The sequence below is a fragment of the Pseudomonas sp. S2_A02 genome (assembly GCF_054668495.1).
Genome location: NZ_CP162776.1, coordinates 2,477,489 through 2,497,755, shown reverse-complemented (window position 1 = coordinate 2,497,755; position 20,267 = coordinate 2,477,489). Strand labels below are relative to the sequence as shown.

Genomic DNA, 20,267 nt, shown 5'->3' with positions numbered 1-20,267 from the left:
CCATGTTCCGCTATGCCTTGCCCCTCGCATTGCCGGTCAGTCTGGCTTTTTTATTGTCTGCGTGTGGCCATGAAGAGGCGCCTCAAGTCACCGTCCGCCCGGCCATGGTCGTACAGCCAGAGCCTTCGGCTCAGGCCATGGAAAGTTATCCCGGCGAAGTTCGCGCGCGCTATGAGCCAGATCTGGCCTTTCGCATTGGCGGCAAAGTCAGCCGACGACTGGTCGAAGAAGGCCAGCGGGTCAGGGCTGACCAGCCCTTGGCGGAACTCGATCCTCAGGACGTGCGCCTGCAACTGGAAGCCACCCGTGCCCAAGTCGCGGCCGCTGAAGCCAACCTGAACCTGGTGCGCGCCGAGCGTGATCGCTACAAGACCCTAATGGAGCGGCAGATGGTCAGCCGTTCGCAGTACGACAACGCGGAAAACCTCTACCGCTCCGGTGAAGCACGCCTCAAGCAAATCAAAGCCGAATTCAACGTATCGACCAATCAGGCCAGTTACGCGGTGCTGCGTGCGCCGCAGGATGGCGTGGTGGCCAAACGTGCGGTTGAAGTCGGGCAAGTGGTCGCGGCCGGGCAAACCGTGTTTACCCTCGCCACCGATGGCGAGCGTGAAGTGTTGATCAGTCTCCCGGAGCAGAGCTTCGGTCGCTTCAAGGTCGGCCAACCGGTCTCGGTGGAACTCTGGACCCAACCCGATCAACGTTTCCCCGGACGCATCCGTGAACTGTCGCCTGCGGCCGATCCGAAATCCCGCACCTTCGCCGCCCGTATCGCTTTTACCGCCGGCAAGGTTCCCGCCGAACTGGGCCAGAGCGCCCGGGTGTTCATCCAGACCGCCGAAGTAGTGGCGTTGTCGGTGCCATTATCGGCGGTCACCGCGGAAAACGGTGCCACCTATGTGTGGGTGCTCGGCGCCAACAACACCTTGAAAAAAGCCCCGGTGCGGGTCGGTGCATTCGGTGAGAAAACCGTGCCGGTGCTCGAAGGCCTGAACGCCAGCGATTGGGTGGTGGCAGCCGGTGTTCATGTGCTTCACGACGGGCAGCAAGTGCGCCCGGTGGATCGCTCCAACCGCGTGGTCAATCTGGCGCACAAGGAGTAATCCCCGATGGGTTTCAATCTTTCCGAATGGGCGCTGCGTAACCGCCAGATCGTACTGTTCCTGATGCTCTTGCTGGCCGTCGTCGGCGCGTTGTCCTACACCAAGCTCGGCCAAAGTGAAGACCCGCCGTTCACCTTCAAGGCCATGGTGATTCGCACCAACTGGCCTGGCGCCACGGCCGAGGAAGTATCGCGCCAGGTTACCGAGCGTATTGAAAAGAAACTGATGGAAACCGGCGAATACGACCGGATCGCTTCATTCTCCCGGCCGGGTGAGTCACAGGTCACGTTTGTTGCTCGGGATTCGATGCACTCGGTGGAAATCCCGGAGCTCTGGTATCAGGTCCGCAAGAAGGTCAGCGACATTCGCCACACGTTGCCTCCGGGCATCCAGGGGCCCTTCTTCAACGATGAGTTCGGCACCACATTCGGCAACATCTACGCCCTGACCGGCGAAGGTTTTGATTACGCGGTGCTCAAGGACTACGCCGACCGCATCCAGATTCAACTGCAACGGGTCAAGGATGTGGGCAAGGTCGATCTGATCGGGCTGCAGGACGAGAAGATCTGGATCGAACTGTCCAACGTCAAACTGGCCACCCTCGGGTTGCCGTTGGCGACGGTGCAGCAGGCGCTTGAAGAGCAGAACGCGATGTCCACCGCAGGTTTCTTCGAAACCACCAGCGAGCGTTTGCAGCTACGGGTTTCGGGGAATTTTCAGACGGTCGACGAGATCAAGAACTTCCCGATCCGCGTTGGTGATCGCACGTTCCGCATCGCCGATGTCGCGAACGTTCGTCGTGGCTTCAACGATCCACCGGCGCCGCGCATGCGCTTCATGGCTGAAGACGCCATCGGCTTGGCGGTGGCCATGAAGGGCGGTGGCGACATTCTGATTCTGGGTAAAGCGCTGGAAGTCGAATTCGCCCGAATCCAGAAAAATCTCCCGGCCGGCATGCAGCTACGCAAGGTGTCCGATCAACCCGCTGCGGTGAAAACCGGTGTCGGCGAGTTTGTTCAGGTGCTGGTGGAGGCTCTGGCAATCGTTCTGTTGGTGAGCTTCTTCTCCCTCGGTGTGCGCACCGGCATGGTCGTGGCGCTGGCGATTCCACTGGTGTTGGCGATGACCTTCGCCTGCATGTACTACCTTGGCATCGGCCTGCACAAGATATCCCTCGGCGCGCTGGTGCTGGCGCTGGGGTTGTTGGTGGACGACGCGATCATCGCCGTGGAAATGATGGCGATCAAAATGGAGCAGGGCTTCGACCGGGTCAAAGCCGCCAGCTATGCCTGGACCAGCACCGCGTTCCCGATGCTCACCGGTACGTTGATCACCGCTGCCGGTTTCCTGCCGATTGCCACCGCGCAATCGGGCACTGGCGAATATACCCGCTCGATCTTCCAGGTGGTAACCATCGCGTTGTTGGCGTCGTGGGTTGCCGCCGTGGTCTTTGTGCCTTATCTGGGGGAAAAACTCCTGCCTGACCTGGCGAAAATTCACGCCGCCAAACATGGCACCGGCGACGGCCACCCCGACCCTTATGGCACGCCGTTCTATCAGCGCGTCAGACGGCTAGTGGAATGGTGCGTGCGCCGGCGCAAAACGGTGATCGTCCTGACCATCGTGATGTTCGTCGCGTCAGTGGTGCTGTTCCGTTTCGTGCCGCAGCAGTTCTTCCCGGCTTCGGGGCGACTGGAGTTGATGGTCGATCTGAAGCTGGCCGAAGGGGCGTCCTTGAGCAACACCGCCGATGAGGTCAAACGCCTCGAAGGCCTGCTCAAGGATCACGCCGGGATCGACAACTACGTGGCGTATGTTGGCACCGGTTCGCCGCGTTTCTACCTGCCGCTGGATCAGCAACTTCCGGCAGCGAGCTTCGCCCAGTTTGTAGTCCTGGCCAAGACCATCGAGGAACGCGAAACCCTGCGAACCTGGCTGATCGAAACCCTCAACGAACAATTCCCGGCCTTGCGCTCGCGGGTCACGCGGTTGGAGAACGGCCCGCCAGTTGGTTACCCGGTGCAGTTCCGGGTGACCGGTGAGCACATCGAGGAAGTCCGCGCATTGGCCCGTAAAGTAGCGGCCAAGGTTCGCGAGAACCCGCACGTGGTCAACGTGCATCTGGACTGGGAAGAGCCGAGCAAAGTCGTTTACCTGAACGTCGATCAGGACCGCGCGCGAGCGCTGGGGGTGAGCACGGCAAACCTCTCGGGCTTCCTGCGAAGCTCGCTGACCGGTGCCAGCGTCAGCCAGTACCGCGAAGACAACGAGTTGATCGAGATCCTGCTGCGCGGCACGGTGCATGAACGCACCGAGCTGGGGTTGCTGCCAAGTCTGGCGGTGCCGACTGACAACGGTCGCAGTGTGGCGCTGTCGCAGATTGCAACGCTGGAGTATGGCTTCGAAGAAGGCATCATCTGGCACCGTAACCGTCTGCCCAACGTGACGGTTCGCGCCGACATCTACGGCAAGGAACAGCCGGCGACGCTGGTGCAGCAAATCATGCCGACCCTCGATCCGATTCGTGCCGAGCTGCCAGACGGCTATCTGCTGGACGTCGGCGGTACGGTAGAAGACTCGGCTCGCGGGCAGAACTCGGTGAAGGCTGGTGTGCCGTTGTTCATCGTGGTGGTGCTGACGTTGCTGATGCTGCAACTGCGCAGTTTCTCGCGCACGGTGATGGTGTTTCTGACAGCACCGCTGGGGCTGATTGGTGTGACGCTGTTTCTGATGGTGTTCCGTCAGCCGTTCGGTTTTGTGGCGATGCTCGGGACTATCGCCTTGTCCGGGATGATCATGCGTAACTCGGTGATTCTGGTGGATCAGATTGAGCAGGATATCGCTGCCGGGCTTAAGCCTTGGCAGGCGATTATCGAGGCGACGGTGCGGCGGTTCCGACCGATTGTGCTGACGGCGTTGGCGGCGGTGTTGGCGATGATTCCATTGTCACGCAGTGTGTTTTTCGGGCCGATGGCGGTGGCGATCATGGGCGGGCTGATTGTGGCGACGGCGTTGACGTTGCTGTTTTTGCCGGCGTTGTATGCGGCTTGGTTCCGAATCAAAAAGGAGTCGGCGTGATCTTGGCGGCCTTCGGGCCGACCATGTTATGGGGGGCCGAGTACATATCCATTGCTGCGGTGAGGGCGGCTTATGGTTTCGCCCTTACGGCGAGTCCCTTTTGGCAAACGCCCCAAAAGGAACCAAAGGTCTCGCCCCAAGCGTACGGCCCCTCGCCTAGGCTCGGGGTTCCTTCGCTCCGGTATCCATCTGGGGGCATCGCCCTACGGTCTGCTTCGCTACGACCTACATGCGATGGGTTCGACTGCGTCGAACGGCGCTGCGCGCCAATCCCCAGATGAACACCTGCGCTCAGCCTCCCGAAGGGGCGGGTGGATCAAGATCAAGAGCTGCAGGCGAGCTAACGCTCGGCCTGTTGAGTGGTGAGGGGCGGGTGGGTGTACGCCGCTGTACTGTGCGGCGATTCGACTTGCTCGCGAAGGCGGCCTGTCAGCCGACCAATCTCTCGCAGATGTACACGATTCAACTGTGGGAGCGAGCCTGTTCGCGATGGAGGCCTGTCAGTTGACCAATTTCTTTCAAATGTACGCTGCCCCACTTGTAGGCGCGAGCGGTGAGGCGATCCGACTTGCCCGCGAAGGCGATCCAGGCTCCTACACATATTTCAGATCCGTCTGATATTGAGTCAACGTAGGTGCGCTGTTGTACTCAAGACTCGATTTCGTGAGTTGTTGAGACACCGATAATGAAAAAGCCGCCCATGCTGAAGGGCAGATCCGACCCTGTGTTCGATCTGTTGGGGCAATCGCCCCACAAGGAACGCCTCTCGGACTATCTCGCACTGCTCAAGCCTTTGGACGATCAGGGGCGTTATCTTCCATTCGATGAGTTGCGCTACCGCTGGGCGCCGGGGCTGGATTCGAATCTGTGCTGGGCCTTGGTCAAGAAAGCCCGGACCGCGCAGTATTCCAGTCTTTTGCCATTGGGCGAGCCCTTTCAGTGGGGCCGATTTGTGCTGACCCCATTGGCCCAGAAAGCTGTTTCGGCCGTTGATCGACAAGCGACGACGGCCGCGCTGGAATACATGACCGGACAGATCGGCGAGCGCGCGCATTTCAGCTATCTGCTCAACGATCTGATCGAAGATGAAGCCATCAGCAGCAGCCAGCTCGAAGGTGCGGCGACCACAACCCGGGTGGCCAAGGACATGCTCAAGCGCAAACGCCTGCCGCGCACGCCGGATGAGCGGATGGTTATCGGCAACTACAAGATGATGAACTTCGCCTGGGAAAAACGTTATGAGCCTTTGAGCGTTGAGCTGATCGCGGCGATGCATCGTGTCGGAGTCGAAGGTATCGATGACCCGCAATATTCACCGGGTGCCTTCAGGATCAACGATGACGTGGTGGTGCAGGACGGTGAGGGCAACACTGTTCATACGCCGCCCCCCGCAGCGGGGCTCGCGTCTCGACTGCCGGTGTTGTCGAAGTGGATCAACCAGTCTCACGATGATCCCAATCAAGTGGATTACCTTCATCCATTGATCAAAGGTATCGCGCTGCATTTTGCCCTGGGCTATGAGCATCCTTTTCGCGACGGCAACGGTCGGGTCGCGCGGGCGCTGTTTTACTGGTTCATGTTCAAGAATGAGTTCTCGGCCTTTCGCTACATTGCGATCAGTCTCTTACTGCGCAACGCACCGGTGAAATATGGGCGCTCGTATCTCAATACCGAAGCCGATGATCTGGACCTGACCTATTTCATCGATTTCCAGTGTTCGGTCATCTTCCGGGCAGTCAGTGCTTTTATCGAGGCTTATCGAAAAAGCCTGGCCTATACCGAAAGCTTTGATCGTTGGCTGCTGGAGTCAGGTTTCTTCGACCAGCTCACCGAGAAACAGCGAGCCGTATACCAAGTGGCCAAGAGTGGAATGGCCAAGGAATTCACGGCGGTCAATGTGAAGGAGAATCTGAACTGCTCTTACAACACCGCGTCCGCCACCCTGAACGGGTTGGTCGAGTTAAAGGTGTTCGAGAAAAGGAAGATGGGGCGCGAGTGGGTGTTCTTCCTGCGGGCAGCGTCGACGACCTGACTCCGTGGGAACGAGCCTGCTCGCGATGAGGCCGTGTCAGTCGACATCAACTGTGGCTGACACACCGCAATCGCGAGCAGGCTCGCTCCCACAGGATTGGAGTTGAGGTTTAGAGCGTACCAAACACCTTCTTCGCCAAACTGGTCGCCGCCGCCGCAGGGTTCTGGCGAATGGTTTCTTCCTGCTTGCCAATCATCTCGAACAAACCGTTCAACGCCTGCTCGGTTACGTAGCTTTCGATGTTGGCATTTTTCGCATCCAGCACACCCAGAGTCGCCGCTTGCCCGGCGAACGAGTTGTACTGCTGGGCCAGGCCGACCTGGTCGGTGGCGTGTTTGACGATCGGCAGGAACTTGGTGCGGATCTGTTCGCGGCTGGTTTTGCTCAGGTACTGCGTCGCCGAGTCCTTGCCGCCGCTGAGGATCCCCTTGGCATCTTCCACGGTCATCTTCTTCACCGCATCCACCAGGATCGGCTGAGCCTGCGTCACGGCCGTTTCAGCCGCTTTGTTCATGCTGGTTTCCAGTTGATCGACTTGATCGCCCATGCCGAACTGTTTCATTTTCTTGGCGACCTTACCCAGCTTGCCCGGCAGCTCAATCTTCACCTCCGGGTTGTTGCTGAAGCCGCCGGGTGTACCGAGTTGTTTGACGGCCAGTTGTGCGCCTTGGGTCAGGGCGTCCTTGAGACCGCCGGTGGCGTCTTGTTGCGACAGGTCACTGAGAGACACTGCCAGCGCGTTGGCGCAGATCATCAAGCCTGCGCACAGGCCGGCGAAGCGAAGGGTAGGGCGGAGCATGGCGGCTTCCTTATTCAGAAAAAAGGCTCAAAAAAAGGTTCAGAAAATAGAATTAGCGGGCGGCGTCCACGCGAATTTTCAGTGGCTGCGGGTCTTTGCCGTCCAGTTGCACGGCGTGGTTTTCAGTGGTGATGAACATCAGCTCGCCATTGACTTCGATGCGGGCGCTGACCGAATAGCGGTGGCCGGGTTTGACCTGCGCCGGATCGTAGCTCAAATGGAACGGCAACGGCACTTGGCCTTTTACCGGGCCTTTCTGCTCGTCGAGCACTACCGCCGGAGCGTCGGCCAGGGACACATCTTGCAAGCTGACGCTCAAGATCGCGTTCGGTGGCAGAGCAATGCGTTGCAGGTAGAACACTTCGCCGTCGAGGCTGGCGTTGGCGGTCGGTGGTGTCGACTGGCAGGCACCGAGCAGGGCAGTCAGCAGGACGAGAGAGAGTTTTTTCATCGAAGATCTCCGTATCGAAGGCGCCAGAAGAAGCCTGGCGCCTGTAGGAATTTAGACGCTCTGCGCTGGCGCCGCGACTTGGTCCGCCGCATCTTCACTGCGATGCAGCGCCACCTGACGGATCGACAAACGAATCTCCGCCGGCAATACCCGTTTGGCGGCGCCTTCGGCCAGTTCGCCGAGTAGTTCGTGATAGCTCAACTTGCCGGCTTCGTCACGGCGCAGCACGTCGAGGTCCAGCATTGTCTGGATGAAGTGACGGAACAGGCTCTTGTCGAAGAACTCCGGGGCGTTCAGGCCGTGGAGGATCGACAGGCGCTGGGCCATGACGGTGCAGAGGTCTTCGAGCTCTTCGGCGCTGATGCTGTTCTGGCCGCTGTTAAGCAGCAAGGAAACGGTCATGTAGAAGCGCTGCAAGGTCTGGGCGATGCTTTTCGACAGCAGCGTCAGCAGCACGAAATGCCGCGAGCTCGGCGCCGGGCGCAGGTACACGTCTTTCTCGAAACGCAGCAGGCCTTGCTCGACGAAGGCTTCGAGCCATTGATCGACCACGCCATCGAGTTCATCCAGCGACCAGCGAATGAATAGCTCCGATTGCAAGTACGGGTACAGCGCGCGGGTGTAGCGCAGGATCTGCTCGCGGCTCATGCGCGAGGTGCTCTGGAAGAAACTCGCCAGCAACGACGGCAACGCGAAGATGTGCAGCACGTTGTTGCGGTAGTAGGTCATCAGGACGGCGTTTTGTTCGTCCAGGTACAGAATCTTGCCCAGTGCATCGCTTTGCTCGGACAGCAGGTCCATGTCCTTCACGTGCTCGATCAGCGCCCGACCGTCGCCCTCCGGCAGGGTGGTGTGCGAGGAGTAGGGCACCTTGCGCAACAGCGCCAGATACAGATCGAGTACCCGCGCCATGGCGCGATCGTCCAGGGCCAGACGGCTGGTGGACAGCAACGCCAGGGCCACCAGATTCACCGGGTTGATCGCCGCCGCTTCATTCAAATGCTGTGCGACTTTCTCGCCCAGGCGGTTGGTGGTTTCGTTGAGCCAGGCCGGTTTGAACTGCGGGCCGAGCTCCTGTTGGCGCCAGTCTGGCTGTTCGCTGTCGAGGAATTCCGCCAGTTTGATCGGCTCACCGAAGTTGACCGCGACCTGACCGAAGCGCTGTTTGAGCGCGCCGATGACTTTGAAGATGTCGAAGATCGATTCTTTCTTCTTGCTCGCGCCACGTAATTCGCCGAGGTAGGTGCGGCCTTCCAGCACGCGCTCATAGCCGATGTACACCGGCACGAAGACGATTGGCATGCGCGACGAACGCAGGAAGCTGCGCAGAGTGATCGCGAGCATCCCGGTTTTCGGTTGCAGCATGCGCCCGGTGCGCGAGCGGCCGCCCTCAACGAAGTACTCGACCGGGAAGCCTTTGGTGAACAGGGTGTGCAGGTATTCGTTGAACACCGAGGTGTAGAGCGGGTTGCCCTTGAAGGTGCGGCGCATGAAGAACGCGCCGCCACGGCGTAGCAGGCTGCCGATCACCGGCATGTTGAGGTTGATCCCGGCGGCAATGTGCGGCGGGGTCAGGCCGTTGCGGAACAGCAGATAGGAGAGCAGCAAATAGTCGATATGGCTGCGGTGGCACGGCACGTAGATCACTTCGTGACCTTGGGCGACTTTCTGCACACCTTCGATGTGGTTGACCTTGATCCCGTCGTAGATCTTGTTCCAGAACCAGCTCAGCACCACTTCCAGAAAACGGATCGCGGTGTAGGTGTAGTCGGACGCGATCTCGTTGCCGTAGCGCAAGGCCTGGGCCTTGGCTTTTTCCGGCGAGATGTTCTCGCGCTCGGCTTCGTCGAGGATCGCTTGTTTGACCAAGGGCTGATTGAGCAAGCCTTTGACCAGATTGCGACGGTGGGAAATGTCCGGGCCGATCACCGCGGCTTTCAGATTGCGAAAGTGCACCCGCAGAATCCGCTGGGCCATACGCACGGTGCGCTCGTGGCCTTTGTTGTGATCGATCAGTTCACGCAGATGAATCGGCGCCGAGAACTGCACCCGGGTTTTTCGCCCCAGAATCATGATGCTCAGCAGCCGACGCAAACGCCCGGTGACCGCCCAACTGTCGGCGAACAACAGTTTCCACGGGCTCGACTCGCTGTCCGGCGACTGGCCCCAGAACACGCTGACCGGAATGATCTGCGCGTCTTCGGCGGCGTTCTGGCTCAGGGCGCTGACCAGACGGGTCAGGGTCGGTGGCGCGCCGCGCTTGTCCTGACGGCCGAGCCAGTCGGGCTCCGGCGTCAGGTAAAAGAACGCGGCGGGCTCCATCAACGCACCCACTGATACCGGTAACACCGGGCGCGGCAGGCCGGCCTTGCTGCATTCGGTATCGACTACGGCGAGGTCGGTCAGTGAAGGATTTTGCAGGACGTAGAACACCGGCCGGCTGCGGTCGAGGTTAAGGGTGAACGACGACTGGTTGATCGTCTCCGAGCGAACCCAGAGGTACAGCAGTCGGCGCAGGGTGCCAAACACAAGACGGCGGAACGGGGAGCGGGTCATACGGCTTCTGCTTGAGTGGATAAAACCAAGCAAATGCTTGGGCGGCCGATAGTGTGCCGTATTCGTCGAAAATCGGCAAAAAGCAGCGAAGTAAACTCCTGTTGAGAGTTCTGGTGCCTGTCATATACTCGGCGCTCTGTCGCCGTTGCCCTCATGGGACCGGTATGCGCAGGCTGACGTTCCCGAGGCTTTCCTGCGAAAAGCCCGATCAATAATAAAAAGGGAGTATGAACAAATGGCAACACGCGAAACAGGCAATGTGAAGTGGTTCAACGACGCCAAGGGCTATGGCTTCATTCAGCGCGAGGACGGGGTGGACGTGTTCGTGCACTACCGCGCGATCCGCGGTGAAGGGCATCGCTCGCTGACTGAAGGTCAGCAGGTTGAGTATGCGGTGGTGACCGGCGAGAAGGGTTTGCAGGCTGAGGATGTGGTGGGGCTCTAAAGATCGTTCCCACGCTCTGCGTGGGAATGCAGCCCGGGACGCTCTGCGTCCCTTTCACAGCCGAACGCGGAGCGTCCGTTGAGGCATTCCCACGCAGAGCATGGGAACGATCAGTGTCAGACGGTTTTCCAGGTGATTTCTTCTTCGCCGTCAGCACTGATCCGCATCCAGCGATCCGCCGTCTCTTCACCTTCTTCCTCGACCCAACTGCCCGGCGCACAACGCACTTCTACGTTCAGCGCGGCAAAGGCTGCGCGGGCGCAGGCGATGTCGTCTTCCCAGGGGGTCTGGTCGCTTTCCAGGTACAGGCTGTTCCATTTGCCGACAGCTTTCGGCAGCCAGGTAACCGGCACATTGCCGGCCTTGCATTTGTAGGTCTGGCCTTTCTGAACCCAATCGGTGCACGGGCCTAAAGCCGCGCCGAGCCAGGCTGCGATGGCCTTGTAGTCGACGTCGGCGTCTTTCAGGTAAATCTCGATATCGGGTTGGCGCATGGATGTCCTCACTGCGGGTCTGAAAAATCCATTCGCGGATTTAGCCGGCCTCAAGCCGTTGCTCAAGACCAAAAAATTAAGAAGTTATTGAAGTACGAAGTAATCGTAGCGCATCGAAACAGTGACCTCGAACGGCTCGGCCTGTTCGATGACCGCCGCCCGGCGTTCGGCACTCGCGCGCCAGCCGTGGGGTGTCATGGCCAACAGGTTCGCGCGATCCTGACCGTTAACCAGCGTCAGTTTGAACTCCAGGGTTTCGCTGTGCTGTAGCGCCATGCCTTCTGGCACCAACGCCAAATGCTTGTCGTCGGTGTACTCGCGCACTTCGTCGTACAGCCGCTCACGCAATTCCATCAGATGGCCGCTGGTCGGCCCGACTTTCATCAAGCCGCCGCCAGGGCTGAGCAGGCGTTTGGCTTCTTCCCAGTCCAGCGGGCTGAAAACACTGGCGAGAAACTGGCAACTGCCGGAGGCCAACGGCACCCGTGCCATGCTGGCGATCAACCAGGTCAGCGCAGGGTTGCGTTTGCAGGCGCGTTTGACCGCTTCCCGGGAAATGTCCAGTGCGTAGCCATCGGCGTTGGGCAAGGCTTCGGCGATTTGCGCGGTGTAGTAACCCTCGCCACAACCGATGTCCAGCCAGCGTTGGGGCGCGTACTGCGACGCCAGTTCCGCCAGACGCTTGGCCACCGGCGCGTAATGGCCGGCGTTCAAAAAGTCGCGACGGGCTTCGACCATCGCCAGGTTATCCCCAGGGTCGCGGCTGTTTTTATGCTGCACGGGCAATAGGTTCAAGTAACCCTGCCGCGCACGGTCGAAACGATGCCCGGCGGGGCAAGCCACGCCGTTGTCCACTGCGTTCAGCGGTTCGCTGCAGATCGGACACGCAAGCATCAGGCGAGCAACTTGATCAGAGTCTGGTAGTAGATTTCGGTCAGCACATCGAGATCGGCCGCCAGCACGCGCTCGTTGACCTGGTGGATCGTCGCGTTGACCGGGCCTAGTTCGACCACTTGGGTACCCATGGTCGCGATGAAGCGCCCGTCGGAAGTACCGCCGCTGGTGGAGGCTGTGGTTTCTCGACCGGTAATGTCCTTGATGCTTGCCGATACCGCATCGAGCAGGGCGCCCGGTTCGGTGAGGAACGGCAGGCCGGACAGTGCCCAGTCGATGTGCCAGTCCAGACCATGTTTGTCGAGAATATCGGCGACGCGCTTTTGCAGGCCTTCGACAGTGGACTCGGTCGAGAAGCGGAAGTTGAACACCGCCACCAGATCACCCGGAATCACGTTGGTCGCGCCGGTGCCGGAATTGACGTTGGAAATCTGGAAACTGGTCGGCGGGAAGAAATCGTTGCCGTGGTCCCAGTGCTCGGCGGCCAGTTCGGCCAGCGCCGGGGCGGCGAGGTGGATCGGGTTTTTCGCCAGGTGCGGATAGGCCACGTGACCTTGCACGCCGCGCACGGTCAGCTTGGCGCCGAGGGAACCGCGACGGCCGTTCTTGACCACATCGCCCACCAGTGTGGTGCTCGACGGTTCGCCGACGATGCACCAGTCCAGACGCTCCTTACGGGCGGCAAGGCGTTCGATCACAGCCTTGGTGCCGTGGTGCGCCGGGCCTTCTTCGTCGCTGGTGATCAGGAAAGCGACCTTGCCCTTGTGGTCCGGGTAGTCGGCGACGAAGCGCTCAGCGGCTACGGTCATGGCCGCGAGGCTGCCTTTCATGTCTGCCGCGCCACGGCCGCAGAGCATGCCGTGCTCATCGATCACCGCGTTGAACGGATCGATCTGCCAGGCGGTTACCGGACCGGTCGGGACCACGTCGGTGTGACCGGCAAAGCACAGCACCGGACCGTCGTGTTTACCGTGGGTCGCCCAGAAGTTATCCACATCTTCGATACGCATCGGTTCCAGCTTGAAACCGGCATCGCCCAGGCGCTGCATCATCTGCTTCTGGCAATCGGCGTCGACCGGCGTCACGGACGGACGGCGGATCAGGTCGATGGCGAGTTGAAGGGTCGGCGAAAGGTCGGCGTGGGCCGTCATGTAAGACTCCGGAAGATCTTGTGTAGGAGCGAGGCTTGCCCGCGAAGAACGATAATGAGGTGTATCTGTTACACCGAGTCGCTTCATTCGCGGGCAAGCCTCGCTCCTACAGGAATTGAGGCAAGGCGCGCAAAATGGCGGTTATCTTAAAGCAAAACGGCGGCCATTGGCCGCCGTTTAGTGCATCTGTACTGATTTAGACAGCCGGTGCGGTCGCGGCTTCGGCTACCGGTTTGGGCAGCGACGACAGGAACGCCATGATCAGCGCCGCCAGGTACGGCAGCGATTGCACCAACAACATGGTCACCCAGAAGCGCATGTCGTTGCTCGGCAGGCCCTGCACCAGGAAGATCCCCAGCGCCGCGCCCCACAACAGCAGCATGATGAACACCTCTTCGCGTGCTTCCGAAATGGCTACCCAGAAGCCGTGGTTATCGGCGTTTTTCGGGGTGCGGAAGAACGGAATGCTGCTGGTGAAGAAACCGTACAACACCGCTTTGGCGATGGTGTGCGACAACGCCAGCCCTGCCAATGCTGCGCAGAACGCATCCTTAAGGTTGACCCCGACCGCACGACGGTAGAGGAAGATGATCTTGCCGACCTTGAACACGAACAGCGCCAACGGCGGGATCGCGAAAATCAGCAGCGGTGGATCGACCCGTTGCGGCACGATGATCATCGCCGCCGACCACAACAGGGCGCCGACGGTGAAGAAGATGTTCATGCCGTCCGCCACCCACGGCAACCAGCCCGCGAGGAAGTGGTAACGCTGGCCACGGGTCAGTTCGGTGTCCTTGCCGCGCAGCAGGCTGGCGGTGTGACGCTTGATGATCTGAATCGCTCCGTAAGCCCAGCGAAAACGCTGCTTCTTGAAGTCGATAAAGGTATCGGGCATCAGGCCTTTGCCGTAACTGTCGTGGTAATACGCCGCCGACAGACCTTTTTCGAACACGCGCAGACCCAACTCGGCGTCTTCACAGATGCACCAGTCGGCCCAGCCCAGTTCCTCGAGCACCGAGCGTCGGGTCATGGTCATGGTGCCGTGCTGGATGATCGCGTCACGGTCGTTACGGGTGACCATGCCGATGTGGAAGAAGCCTTTGTATTCCGCGTAGCAGAGCTTCTTGAAGGTGCTTTCGTTCTGGTCGCGGTAATCCTGTGGCGACTGCACCACGGCGATTTTCGGATCGGCGAAATGCGGGACCATGTGCTTGAGCCAGTTCGGGTCTACACAATAGTCCGAGTCGATCACCGCAATCACTTCGGCATCTTTGGCGGTGTGCGGAATCAGGTAATTCAGTGCGCCGCCCTTGAAACCGGCCAGCGGTGCCACGTGGAAGAATTTGAAGCGCGGGCCAAGGGTTTCGCAATAATCGCGCACCGGTTCCCAGACCGCCGGGTCTTTGGTGTTGTTGTCGATGATCAGGACTTCGAAGTCCGGATAGTCGAGGTTGGCCAGGGCGTTGAGGGTCTGTTTGACCATCTCCGGCGGCTCGTTGTAGCAAGGTACGTGAATCGACACCTTCGGTCGGTAGTCCGAATCACCCACCACTGGCAGGAATTCACGCCGGCGTTTGTGGGTCCAGACCGCTTCGGCCAGTTCGTGGGCCTCGGTCAGCAGAACGATAAACACCCCGAGTGCACCGAGGGCGAGCAAGAAACCCACCGTCAGGCTGAACCAGGTGCTGTATTGCTGGCTGTAGTCATAACCAATCCACACCAGCACCGAACCGCACAGGAACGCGATAAAGGTCAGGAAGGTGCGGCCACGTTGACGCAGGGCCGAGCCGTCGATCATCAGCAAGGTCAGGGACAGCAGGGCCAACACAGCCGAGCCGATCGCCAGCACACGCCATTGCGGGATCGCGACCACCGGGCCTTCGAAATTGAATTTCTGTTGGCGCGCGGCATTGAACACGCCCCAATACGCGCCCACCGAACCTTCGTCAGTGGCCTTCCACGGCTGGTCAAACGCTTCGATCACGAAGTAGTTGAAGCCCTGGCGGTTGAGCTTGTTGACCAATGTGCGCAGGTAGATCGCCTGGTCCGCCGGTGACGCATCGGCGCCACCGCGCATGCGGCCGTTGCTCGGCCAGCCGACCTCGGAGAGCAGCAGCGGTTTTTTCGGGAACATCTTTTTCAGGTCACGGGCGCGGTCAAGAACGAACTGACCAGCCTTATCCACCGGAATGAATTCCCAGTAGGGCAGAACGTGAGCCGCGATCAGGTCGACGTGCTTGGCCAGGCTCGGGTTTTCTTCCCAGACGTGCCACTGTTCGGAAGTGGTGACCGGAACTTTTACGGCCGCGCGGACGCGATCCAGGATCAGGCTCAGCTCTGCCGCGGTGATTTCCTTACGGAAGATCGCCTCGTTACCGACAATCACGCGAACCACGCTGCGCGAGGAATTGGCGATTTCGATGGCGCGGGTGATCTCGCGCTCGTTGCGTTCTTCGTCCGGGCTGATCCAGATCCCCAGGGTCACCCGCAGGCCGAATTCTTCCGCCAGTTTGGGAATGTTCTCCAGGGTGCCGTCGACCGAGTAGGTGCGGATGTTGTCCGTCAGCTTGCTCATGATCTCCAGATCGCGACGCATTTCATCGTCGGTCGGATACTGGGCTTTTTGCGGGTACTGGCCTTGTTGAAACGGCGAGTACGAAAAGCCGGAGATCTGCTCAGGCCAGTTGGGGGCGGTGACCGGGCGATTGACCAGCGCCCAGAAACCGGTGAACAAGGCGGCGATTGCAAGAACCACGACCAGGTTGAGTCCAAATTTACGCGATGACATAGCTATTTCAGGTTCCAGGGGCTACTGAACGAAGGAACGGTCGGCGGCCGGTTACCAAGGGGCTGGGGGCGCGCATCCTACACCGGGCGTTCACTGACCGTACAGCGGACAGGGAAATGCCGGACGTTGGGCAATCCAAGTCGACTTAAGTTCTTTGACCGGGACGATGTAGCCCAATTCCAATAAATTTGTAGGCAATTGAAGGGCTCAAGAGTGCCGTCCATAGCGCCAAAGGTGCTCTTGACCGCCGACGGCCCTATAATGCGCGCCGGTTTTTGGGGTAATGGTCATGAGTACAGAAGATCCGCGGTTTGCTGGCATCGCCCGCTTGTATGGCATCGAAGGCCTTGAGCGTTTGCGCGCGGCCCATGTGGCGATCGTCGGCGTCGGTGGCGTCGGTTCCTGGGCGGCGGAAGCTGTTGCCCGGTGTGGCGTGGGCGAGATTTCGCTGTTCGACCTGGATGACGTCTGTGTCAGCAACGTCAACCGTCAGCTACACGCGTTGGACAGCACCGTTGGCAAACCGAAGGTCGAGGTGATGGCCGAACGCCTGCGCGGGATCAACCCGGATTGCACGGTGCATGCAGTGGCGGACTTCGTCACCCGTGAAACCATGGCCGAGTACATCACGCCGAACATCGACTGCGTGATCGACTGCATCGACAGCGTCAATGCCAAAGCCGCGCTGATCGCCTGGTGCAAGCGACGCAAGATTCAGATCATCACCACCGGTGGCGCGGGCGGGCAGATCGACCCGACACTGATCCAGGTCTGCGACCTGAACCGCACGTTCAACGATCCGCTGGCATCGAAAGTGCGCTCTACGTTGCGTCGCGACTACGGCTTCTCCCGCACCGTGACCCGCCACTACAGCGTGCCCTGCGTGTTTTCCACCGAGCAATTGCGCTACCCGAAACCGGATGGCAGCATTTGCTTGCAGAAGAGTTTTGTCGGTGATGGTGTGAAGCTCGACTGCGCCGGGGGCTTTGGTGCGGTGATGATGGTGACGGCGACGTTCGGCATGGTCGCGGCGACCAAGGCTGTGGATAAGATTGTGGCGGGGGTTCGACGCCCGGCGGATCGGGTCAAGCCTGCCTGACACCGATCGTTCCCACGCTCTGCGTGGGAATGCAGCCCGGGACGCTCTGCGTCCCTTCACAGCCGAACGCGGAGCGTCCGTGGAGGCATTCCCACGCGGAGCGTGGGAACGATCAGTTAAGGCGATTAACCAGCCAACTCATTCATCCGCTGTAACACAGCATTGAGGCCATTGCTGCGCGACGACGACAATTGCCGCGACAGCCCCAGCTGATTAAACCAATCCGGCAAATCCACCTGCTGCAACTCGGCAGCGGACAACCCATTGACCCGCGCCAGCAGCAGCGCCACCAACCCGCGAATCAAGCGGGCATCGCTGCTGGCGCTGAACTGCCAATGACCATCCTGCAGCGTACCGACCAGCCAGACTTGGCTTTCACAGCCATGCACGCGGTTGGCCTCGACTTTATCCACATCGCTCAACGCAGGCAGGCGGTCGCCCCATTGCATCAGCAACCGCGCCCGCTGTTCCCAGCTCGCAGTCTTCTGAAAAGTATCCAGCGCCATGACGGCATCGGCGGGCAAGGTCATCGCAGCAACTCCAGGGCCTGATCCAGCGCTTCAAAAAAGCGCTCAAGGTCTTCCGAATCGTTGTACAACGCCAACGACACCCGAATCGCCCCGGCCAGTTCAAAGCTTTTGAGCAATGGCATGGCGCAATGATGACCGGCGCGAACGGCGATTCCCTGTTCGGTCAGCAAATGCGCCAGATCAGAGTTATGCACACCCTCGACGACAAAACTGGCCAGTGCCAGTTGCGGCTTGCCCAGCAGACGAATGCCGTTTCGCGCCTCAAGGCCTTTGAGCAAATAGTCATGCAGCGCGGCTTCGTGGGCGGACACTGCGTCCTGATCCAGCCCGGCCAGATAATCCAGGGTCGCCCCCAGGCCAATCACGCTGGAAATCGGCGGCGTACCCGCCTCGAACCCCAGCGGCGCAGGACGAAAGCGTGCGTCGTGGTAGTTGGCATCCAGCACCATTTCGCCGCCGAACTGCCACGGACGCAGTTGTTCGAGCGCTTCATGGCGACCGAACAGCGCACCCAGGCCATCCGGGCCGTAGAGCTTGTGGCTGGAAAACACGTAGAAGTCGCAACCCAGCGCCTGCACGTCATGCCGACCATGCACCACGCCTTGAGCGCCGTCGACCACGGTCAGCGCGTTGTGCGCCTTGGCCATCGCCAGTAACGCGGGCAACGGCTGCCAGGCGCCGAGTACGTTGGACAGCTGACTGACCGCCAGTAAACGAGTACGCGGGCCGATCAGGCGAGCGGCGGCTTCTAGGTCAATCAAACCGTCGGCATCCAGCGGCAGGATCACCAGCTTCAAGTCGCGACGGTGGGCCAGTTGCTGCCATGGCAACAGATTGGCGTGGTGCTCCAGAGCGCTGATGACAATTTCATCGTCCGGATTGAATACGTGTTCCAGGCCATAGGCCAGGAGGTTCAGCGCGGACGTTGCGCCGTGGGTAAAGATGATCTGCCCGCAATCGCCGGTATTGAGCCACTGCGCAACTTTGCTGCGGCTGTCCTCGAACGCCTGGGTGGCATGGGCGCCGGGCAAGTGTTGCGCCCGATGCACGTTGGCCGCGCCGTTGGCGTAGTAATGCGCCAAGGCATCCAGCAGGGCTTGAGGTTTTTGCGTGGTGGCGGCGTTATCCAGATAGGTCTGGTCTTGCCGTTGCAATGCGGCGATGGCCGGAAAATCGGCGCGCCAGGGAGAGGGAATCATCATGCTATCGGGCCCTGGTGAACATGGGCGGGTGGAACGCCTGACCTTGTAGGAGCGAGGCATGCCCGCGAAGCTTTTGGCGGCCTCAAGGGCCCCTTCGCGGGCAAGTCGGAACGCCGCATCGCTCGCTCCTACAAGATCAGGTGGTCGTGTGACGCTCTGCTTAGTTGTGAGCGTGCAGCGCTTCGTTCAGTTCGATGGCCGATTTGTGGGTTTTGCACTCCACGGCACCGGTCTCCGAATTGCGACGGAACAGCAGGTCAGGGTGACCGGCCAGTTCACGGGCTTTAACGACTTTGACCAGTTTGTTGTGCTCGTCCAGCAGCGCAACCTTGGTGCCGGCCGTCACGTACAGGCCCGACTCAACAGTGTTGCGGTCGCCCAACGGGATACCGATACCGGCGTTGGCGCCGATCAGGCAGCCTTCGCCGACCTTGATCACGATGTTGCCGCCACCCGACAGGGTGCCCATGGTCGAGCAGCCGCCGCCCAGGTCCGAACCCTTGCCAACGAACACGCCCGCCGACACACGGCCTTCGATCATGCCCGGGCCTTCAGTGCCGGCGTTGAAGTTGACGAAACCTTCGTGCATGACGGTGGTGCCTTCGCCCACGTAAGCGCCCAGACGAACACGCGCCGCATCAGCGATACGCACGCCCGCCGGTACCACGTAGTCGGTCATTTTCGGGAATTTGTCCACCGAGAACACTTCCAGCAGCTCGCCGCGCAGGCGGGCTTCCAGTTGATGCTCAGCCAGTTCGGCCAGGTCGATCGCGCCTTGGCTGGTCCAGGCCACGTTTGGCAGCAGCGGGAACACGCCGGCCAGGTTCAGGCCATGCGGCTTGACCAGACGATGAGACAGCAAATGCAGCTTGAGGTAAGCCTCAGGCGTGGAAGTCAGCTGAGCGTCTTCGGCCAAAATTGTCGCGACCAGCGGCTTGTGGCTCTCGGCCAGACGGGTCAGCAATGCAGCCTGGGCAGCGTCGACGCTTTTCAGCGCTTCGGCCAATTGCGAAGCTTGAGCAGTGCTGAAGGCGATGGCCTGATTGCCGTCGGTGTAACCCAGAACCGGCGCAATGGCAGCGACCAGTTCGGCCGACGGGTTGAGCAGTGGCTGCGCGTAAAACACTTCCAGCCATGCGCCTTGACGGTTTTGAGTGCCGACACCAAAGGCCAGGCTGAACAGGGTAGTGGACATGTTGATACCTCTAAAAAATGGAACGGGCTGCCTTACTTGAGTGCGGCCGCGTAGATATCTGGCTTGAAGCCAATCAGGGTTCGGTCACCGAGATCGAGCACCGGGCGCTTGATCATCGAGGGTTGCGCGAGCATCAGTTCGATGGCTTTCGGCTGGTCGAGATCGGCTTTGCGTTCGTCGTCGAGCTTGCGAAAGGTCGTGCCTGCACGGTTCAACACCGCTTGCCAGCCGTGCTCGTCGCACCATTGGCTCAGGTGTTCACGGTCGATGCCGACCGTTTTGTAATCATGAAAGTCGTAGCTGACAGCGTGTTCATCGAGCCAGGTGCGCGCCTTTTTCATGGTGTCGCAGGCTTTGATGCCGAAAAGGTGCAACGTTTTGCTTGAAGCGGTCAAGGAATTGCCCCCTTTGCAGGTGCTGAAAATAAAAGGTGACGGATTATGCCATGAC

The 20,267-nt window shown here is 60.2% G+C and carries 16 protein-coding genes; 5 read left to right on the top strand and 11 right to left on the bottom strand.

From position 1 onward, the window contains the following. Positions 1 to 2: 2 nt before the first annotated feature. From AB4O41_RS11530 to AB4O41_RS11520, 3 genes are all read left to right on the top strand, one after another. A complete protein-coding gene (locus AB4O41_RS11530) occupies positions 3 to 1,103 on the top strand; it encodes an efflux RND transporter periplasmic adaptor subunit (RefSeq protein WP_460147800.1) in 1,101 nt (366 codons plus the stop codon). 6 nt (positions 1,104 to 1,109) lie between these two features. Continuing rightward, a complete protein-coding gene (locus tag AB4O41_RS11525; RefSeq protein WP_460147799.1) occupies positions 1,110 to 4,181 on the top strand; it encodes an efflux RND transporter permease subunit in 3,072 nt (1,023 codons plus the stop codon). 685 nt (positions 4,182 to 4,866) lie between these two features. Further along, the gene (locus tag AB4O41_RS11520) at positions 4,867 to 6,213 is read left to right on the top strand and encodes a Fic family protein (protein WP_460147798.1); all 1,347 of its coding nucleotides are present in this window, start codon (positions 4,867 to 4,869) and stop codon (positions 6,211 to 6,213) included. 109 nt (positions 6,214 to 6,322) lie between these two features. Here AB4O41_RS11520 and AB4O41_RS11515 read toward each other — a convergent pair whose 3' ends face one another. The 3 genes from AB4O41_RS11515 to plsB are packed head-to-tail and all read right to left on the bottom strand — an operon-like array spanning position 6,323 to position 10,019. Beyond that, the gene (locus AB4O41_RS11515) at positions 6,323 to 7,012 is read right to left on the bottom strand and encodes a DUF4197 domain-containing protein (RefSeq protein ID WP_460147797.1); all 690 of its coding nucleotides are present in this window, start codon (positions 7,010 to 7,012) and stop codon (positions 6,323 to 6,325) included. 52 nt (positions 7,013 to 7,064) lie between these two features. Further along, a complete protein-coding gene (locus AB4O41_RS11510) occupies positions 7,065 to 7,463 on the bottom strand; it encodes a YbaY family lipoprotein (RefSeq protein WP_460147796.1) in 399 nt (132 codons plus the stop codon). Positions 7,464 to 7,514: 51 nt separating this feature from the next. Then, a complete protein-coding gene (gene plsB / locus AB4O41_RS11505; protein WP_460147795.1) occupies positions 7,515 to 10,019 on the bottom strand; it encodes a glycerol-3-phosphate 1-O-acyltransferase PlsB in 2,505 nt (834 codons plus the stop codon). A gap of 235 nt (positions 10,020 to 10,254) precedes the next feature. Here plsB and AB4O41_RS11500 point away from each other — a divergent pair, with 235 nt between their 5' ends. Then, positions 10,255 to 10,464, top strand: a complete 210-nt coding sequence (locus AB4O41_RS11500; protein WP_007964248.1) for a cold-shock protein — start codon at positions 10,255 to 10,257, stop codon at positions 10,462 to 10,464. A 116-nt stretch (positions 10,465 to 10,580) separates the two neighbouring features. On the opposite strand, the gene AB4O41_RS11495 is transcribed toward AB4O41_RS11500, so the two are convergent. From AB4O41_RS11495 to AB4O41_RS11480, 4 genes are all read right to left on the bottom strand, one after another. Continuing rightward, positions 10,581 to 10,958, bottom strand: a complete 378-nt coding sequence (locus tag AB4O41_RS11495; RefSeq protein ID WP_258697376.1) for a hypothetical protein — start codon at positions 10,956 to 10,958, stop codon at positions 10,581 to 10,583. An 84-nt stretch (positions 10,959 to 11,042) separates the two neighbouring features. Beyond that, complete coding sequence (locus AB4O41_RS11490) at positions 11,043 to 11,852, bottom strand: putative RNA methyltransferase (RefSeq protein WP_460147794.1); 810 nt, start codon at positions 11,850 to 11,852, stop codon at positions 11,043 to 11,045. Continuing rightward, positions 11,852 to 13,003: a succinyl-diaminopimelate desuccinylase gene (gene dapE, locus AB4O41_RS11485; protein ID WP_460147793.1), complete on the bottom strand. Its 1,152-nt coding sequence runs from the start codon at positions 13,001 to 13,003 to the stop codon at positions 11,852 to 11,854. Before dapE ends, AB4O41_RS11490 begins: the two co-directional genes overlap by 1 nt. A 196-nt stretch (positions 13,004 to 13,199) precedes the next feature. Next, entirely contained in the window at positions 13,200 to 15,791 is a 2,592-nt protein-coding gene (locus AB4O41_RS11480) for a glycosyltransferase (RefSeq protein WP_460147792.1), read from the bottom strand. 289 nt (positions 15,792 to 16,080) lie between these two features. Here AB4O41_RS11480 and tcdA point away from each other — a divergent pair, with 289 nt between their 5' ends. After that, positions 16,081 to 16,890, top strand: coding sequence for a tRNA cyclic N6-threonylcarbamoyladenosine(37) synthase TcdA (gene tcdA / locus AB4O41_RS11475; protein ID WP_187326390.1), 810 nt, complete (start codon positions 16,081 to 16,083; stop codon positions 16,888 to 16,890). A 125-nt stretch (positions 16,891 to 17,015) separates the two neighbouring features. Here the strand turns inward: tcdA and AB4O41_RS11470 are convergent, their stop codons facing one another. The 4 genes from AB4O41_RS11470 to AB4O41_RS11455 form a co-directional block, all read right to left on the bottom strand. Beyond that, the gene (locus AB4O41_RS11470) at positions 17,016 to 17,420 is read right to left on the bottom strand and encodes a SufE family protein (protein WP_460147791.1); all 405 of its coding nucleotides are present in this window, start codon (positions 17,418 to 17,420) and stop codon (positions 17,016 to 17,018) included. Further along, positions 17,417 to 18,622, bottom strand: a complete 1,206-nt coding sequence (locus AB4O41_RS11465; RefSeq protein ID WP_460147790.1) for an aminotransferase class V-fold PLP-dependent enzyme — start codon at positions 18,620 to 18,622, stop codon at positions 17,417 to 17,419. The genes AB4O41_RS11470 and AB4O41_RS11465 overlap by 4 nt, the downstream gene beginning before the upstream one ends. Positions 18,623 to 18,782: 160 nt before the next feature. Next, positions 18,783 to 19,817 carry a 2,3,4,5-tetrahydropyridine-2,6-dicarboxylate N-succinyltransferase gene (gene dapD, locus AB4O41_RS11460; protein WP_460147789.1) on the bottom strand — a complete coding sequence of 345 codons (1,035 nt, stop codon included), beginning with the start codon at positions 19,815 to 19,817 and terminating at the stop codon, positions 18,783 to 18,785. Positions 19,818 to 19,849: 32 nt separating this feature from the next. Further along, positions 19,850 to 20,158, bottom strand: a complete 309-nt coding sequence (locus AB4O41_RS11455) for an arsenate reductase (protein ID WP_460148332.1) — start codon at positions 20,156 to 20,158, stop codon at positions 19,850 to 19,852. Positions 20,159 to 20,267 lie beyond the last annotated feature (109 nt).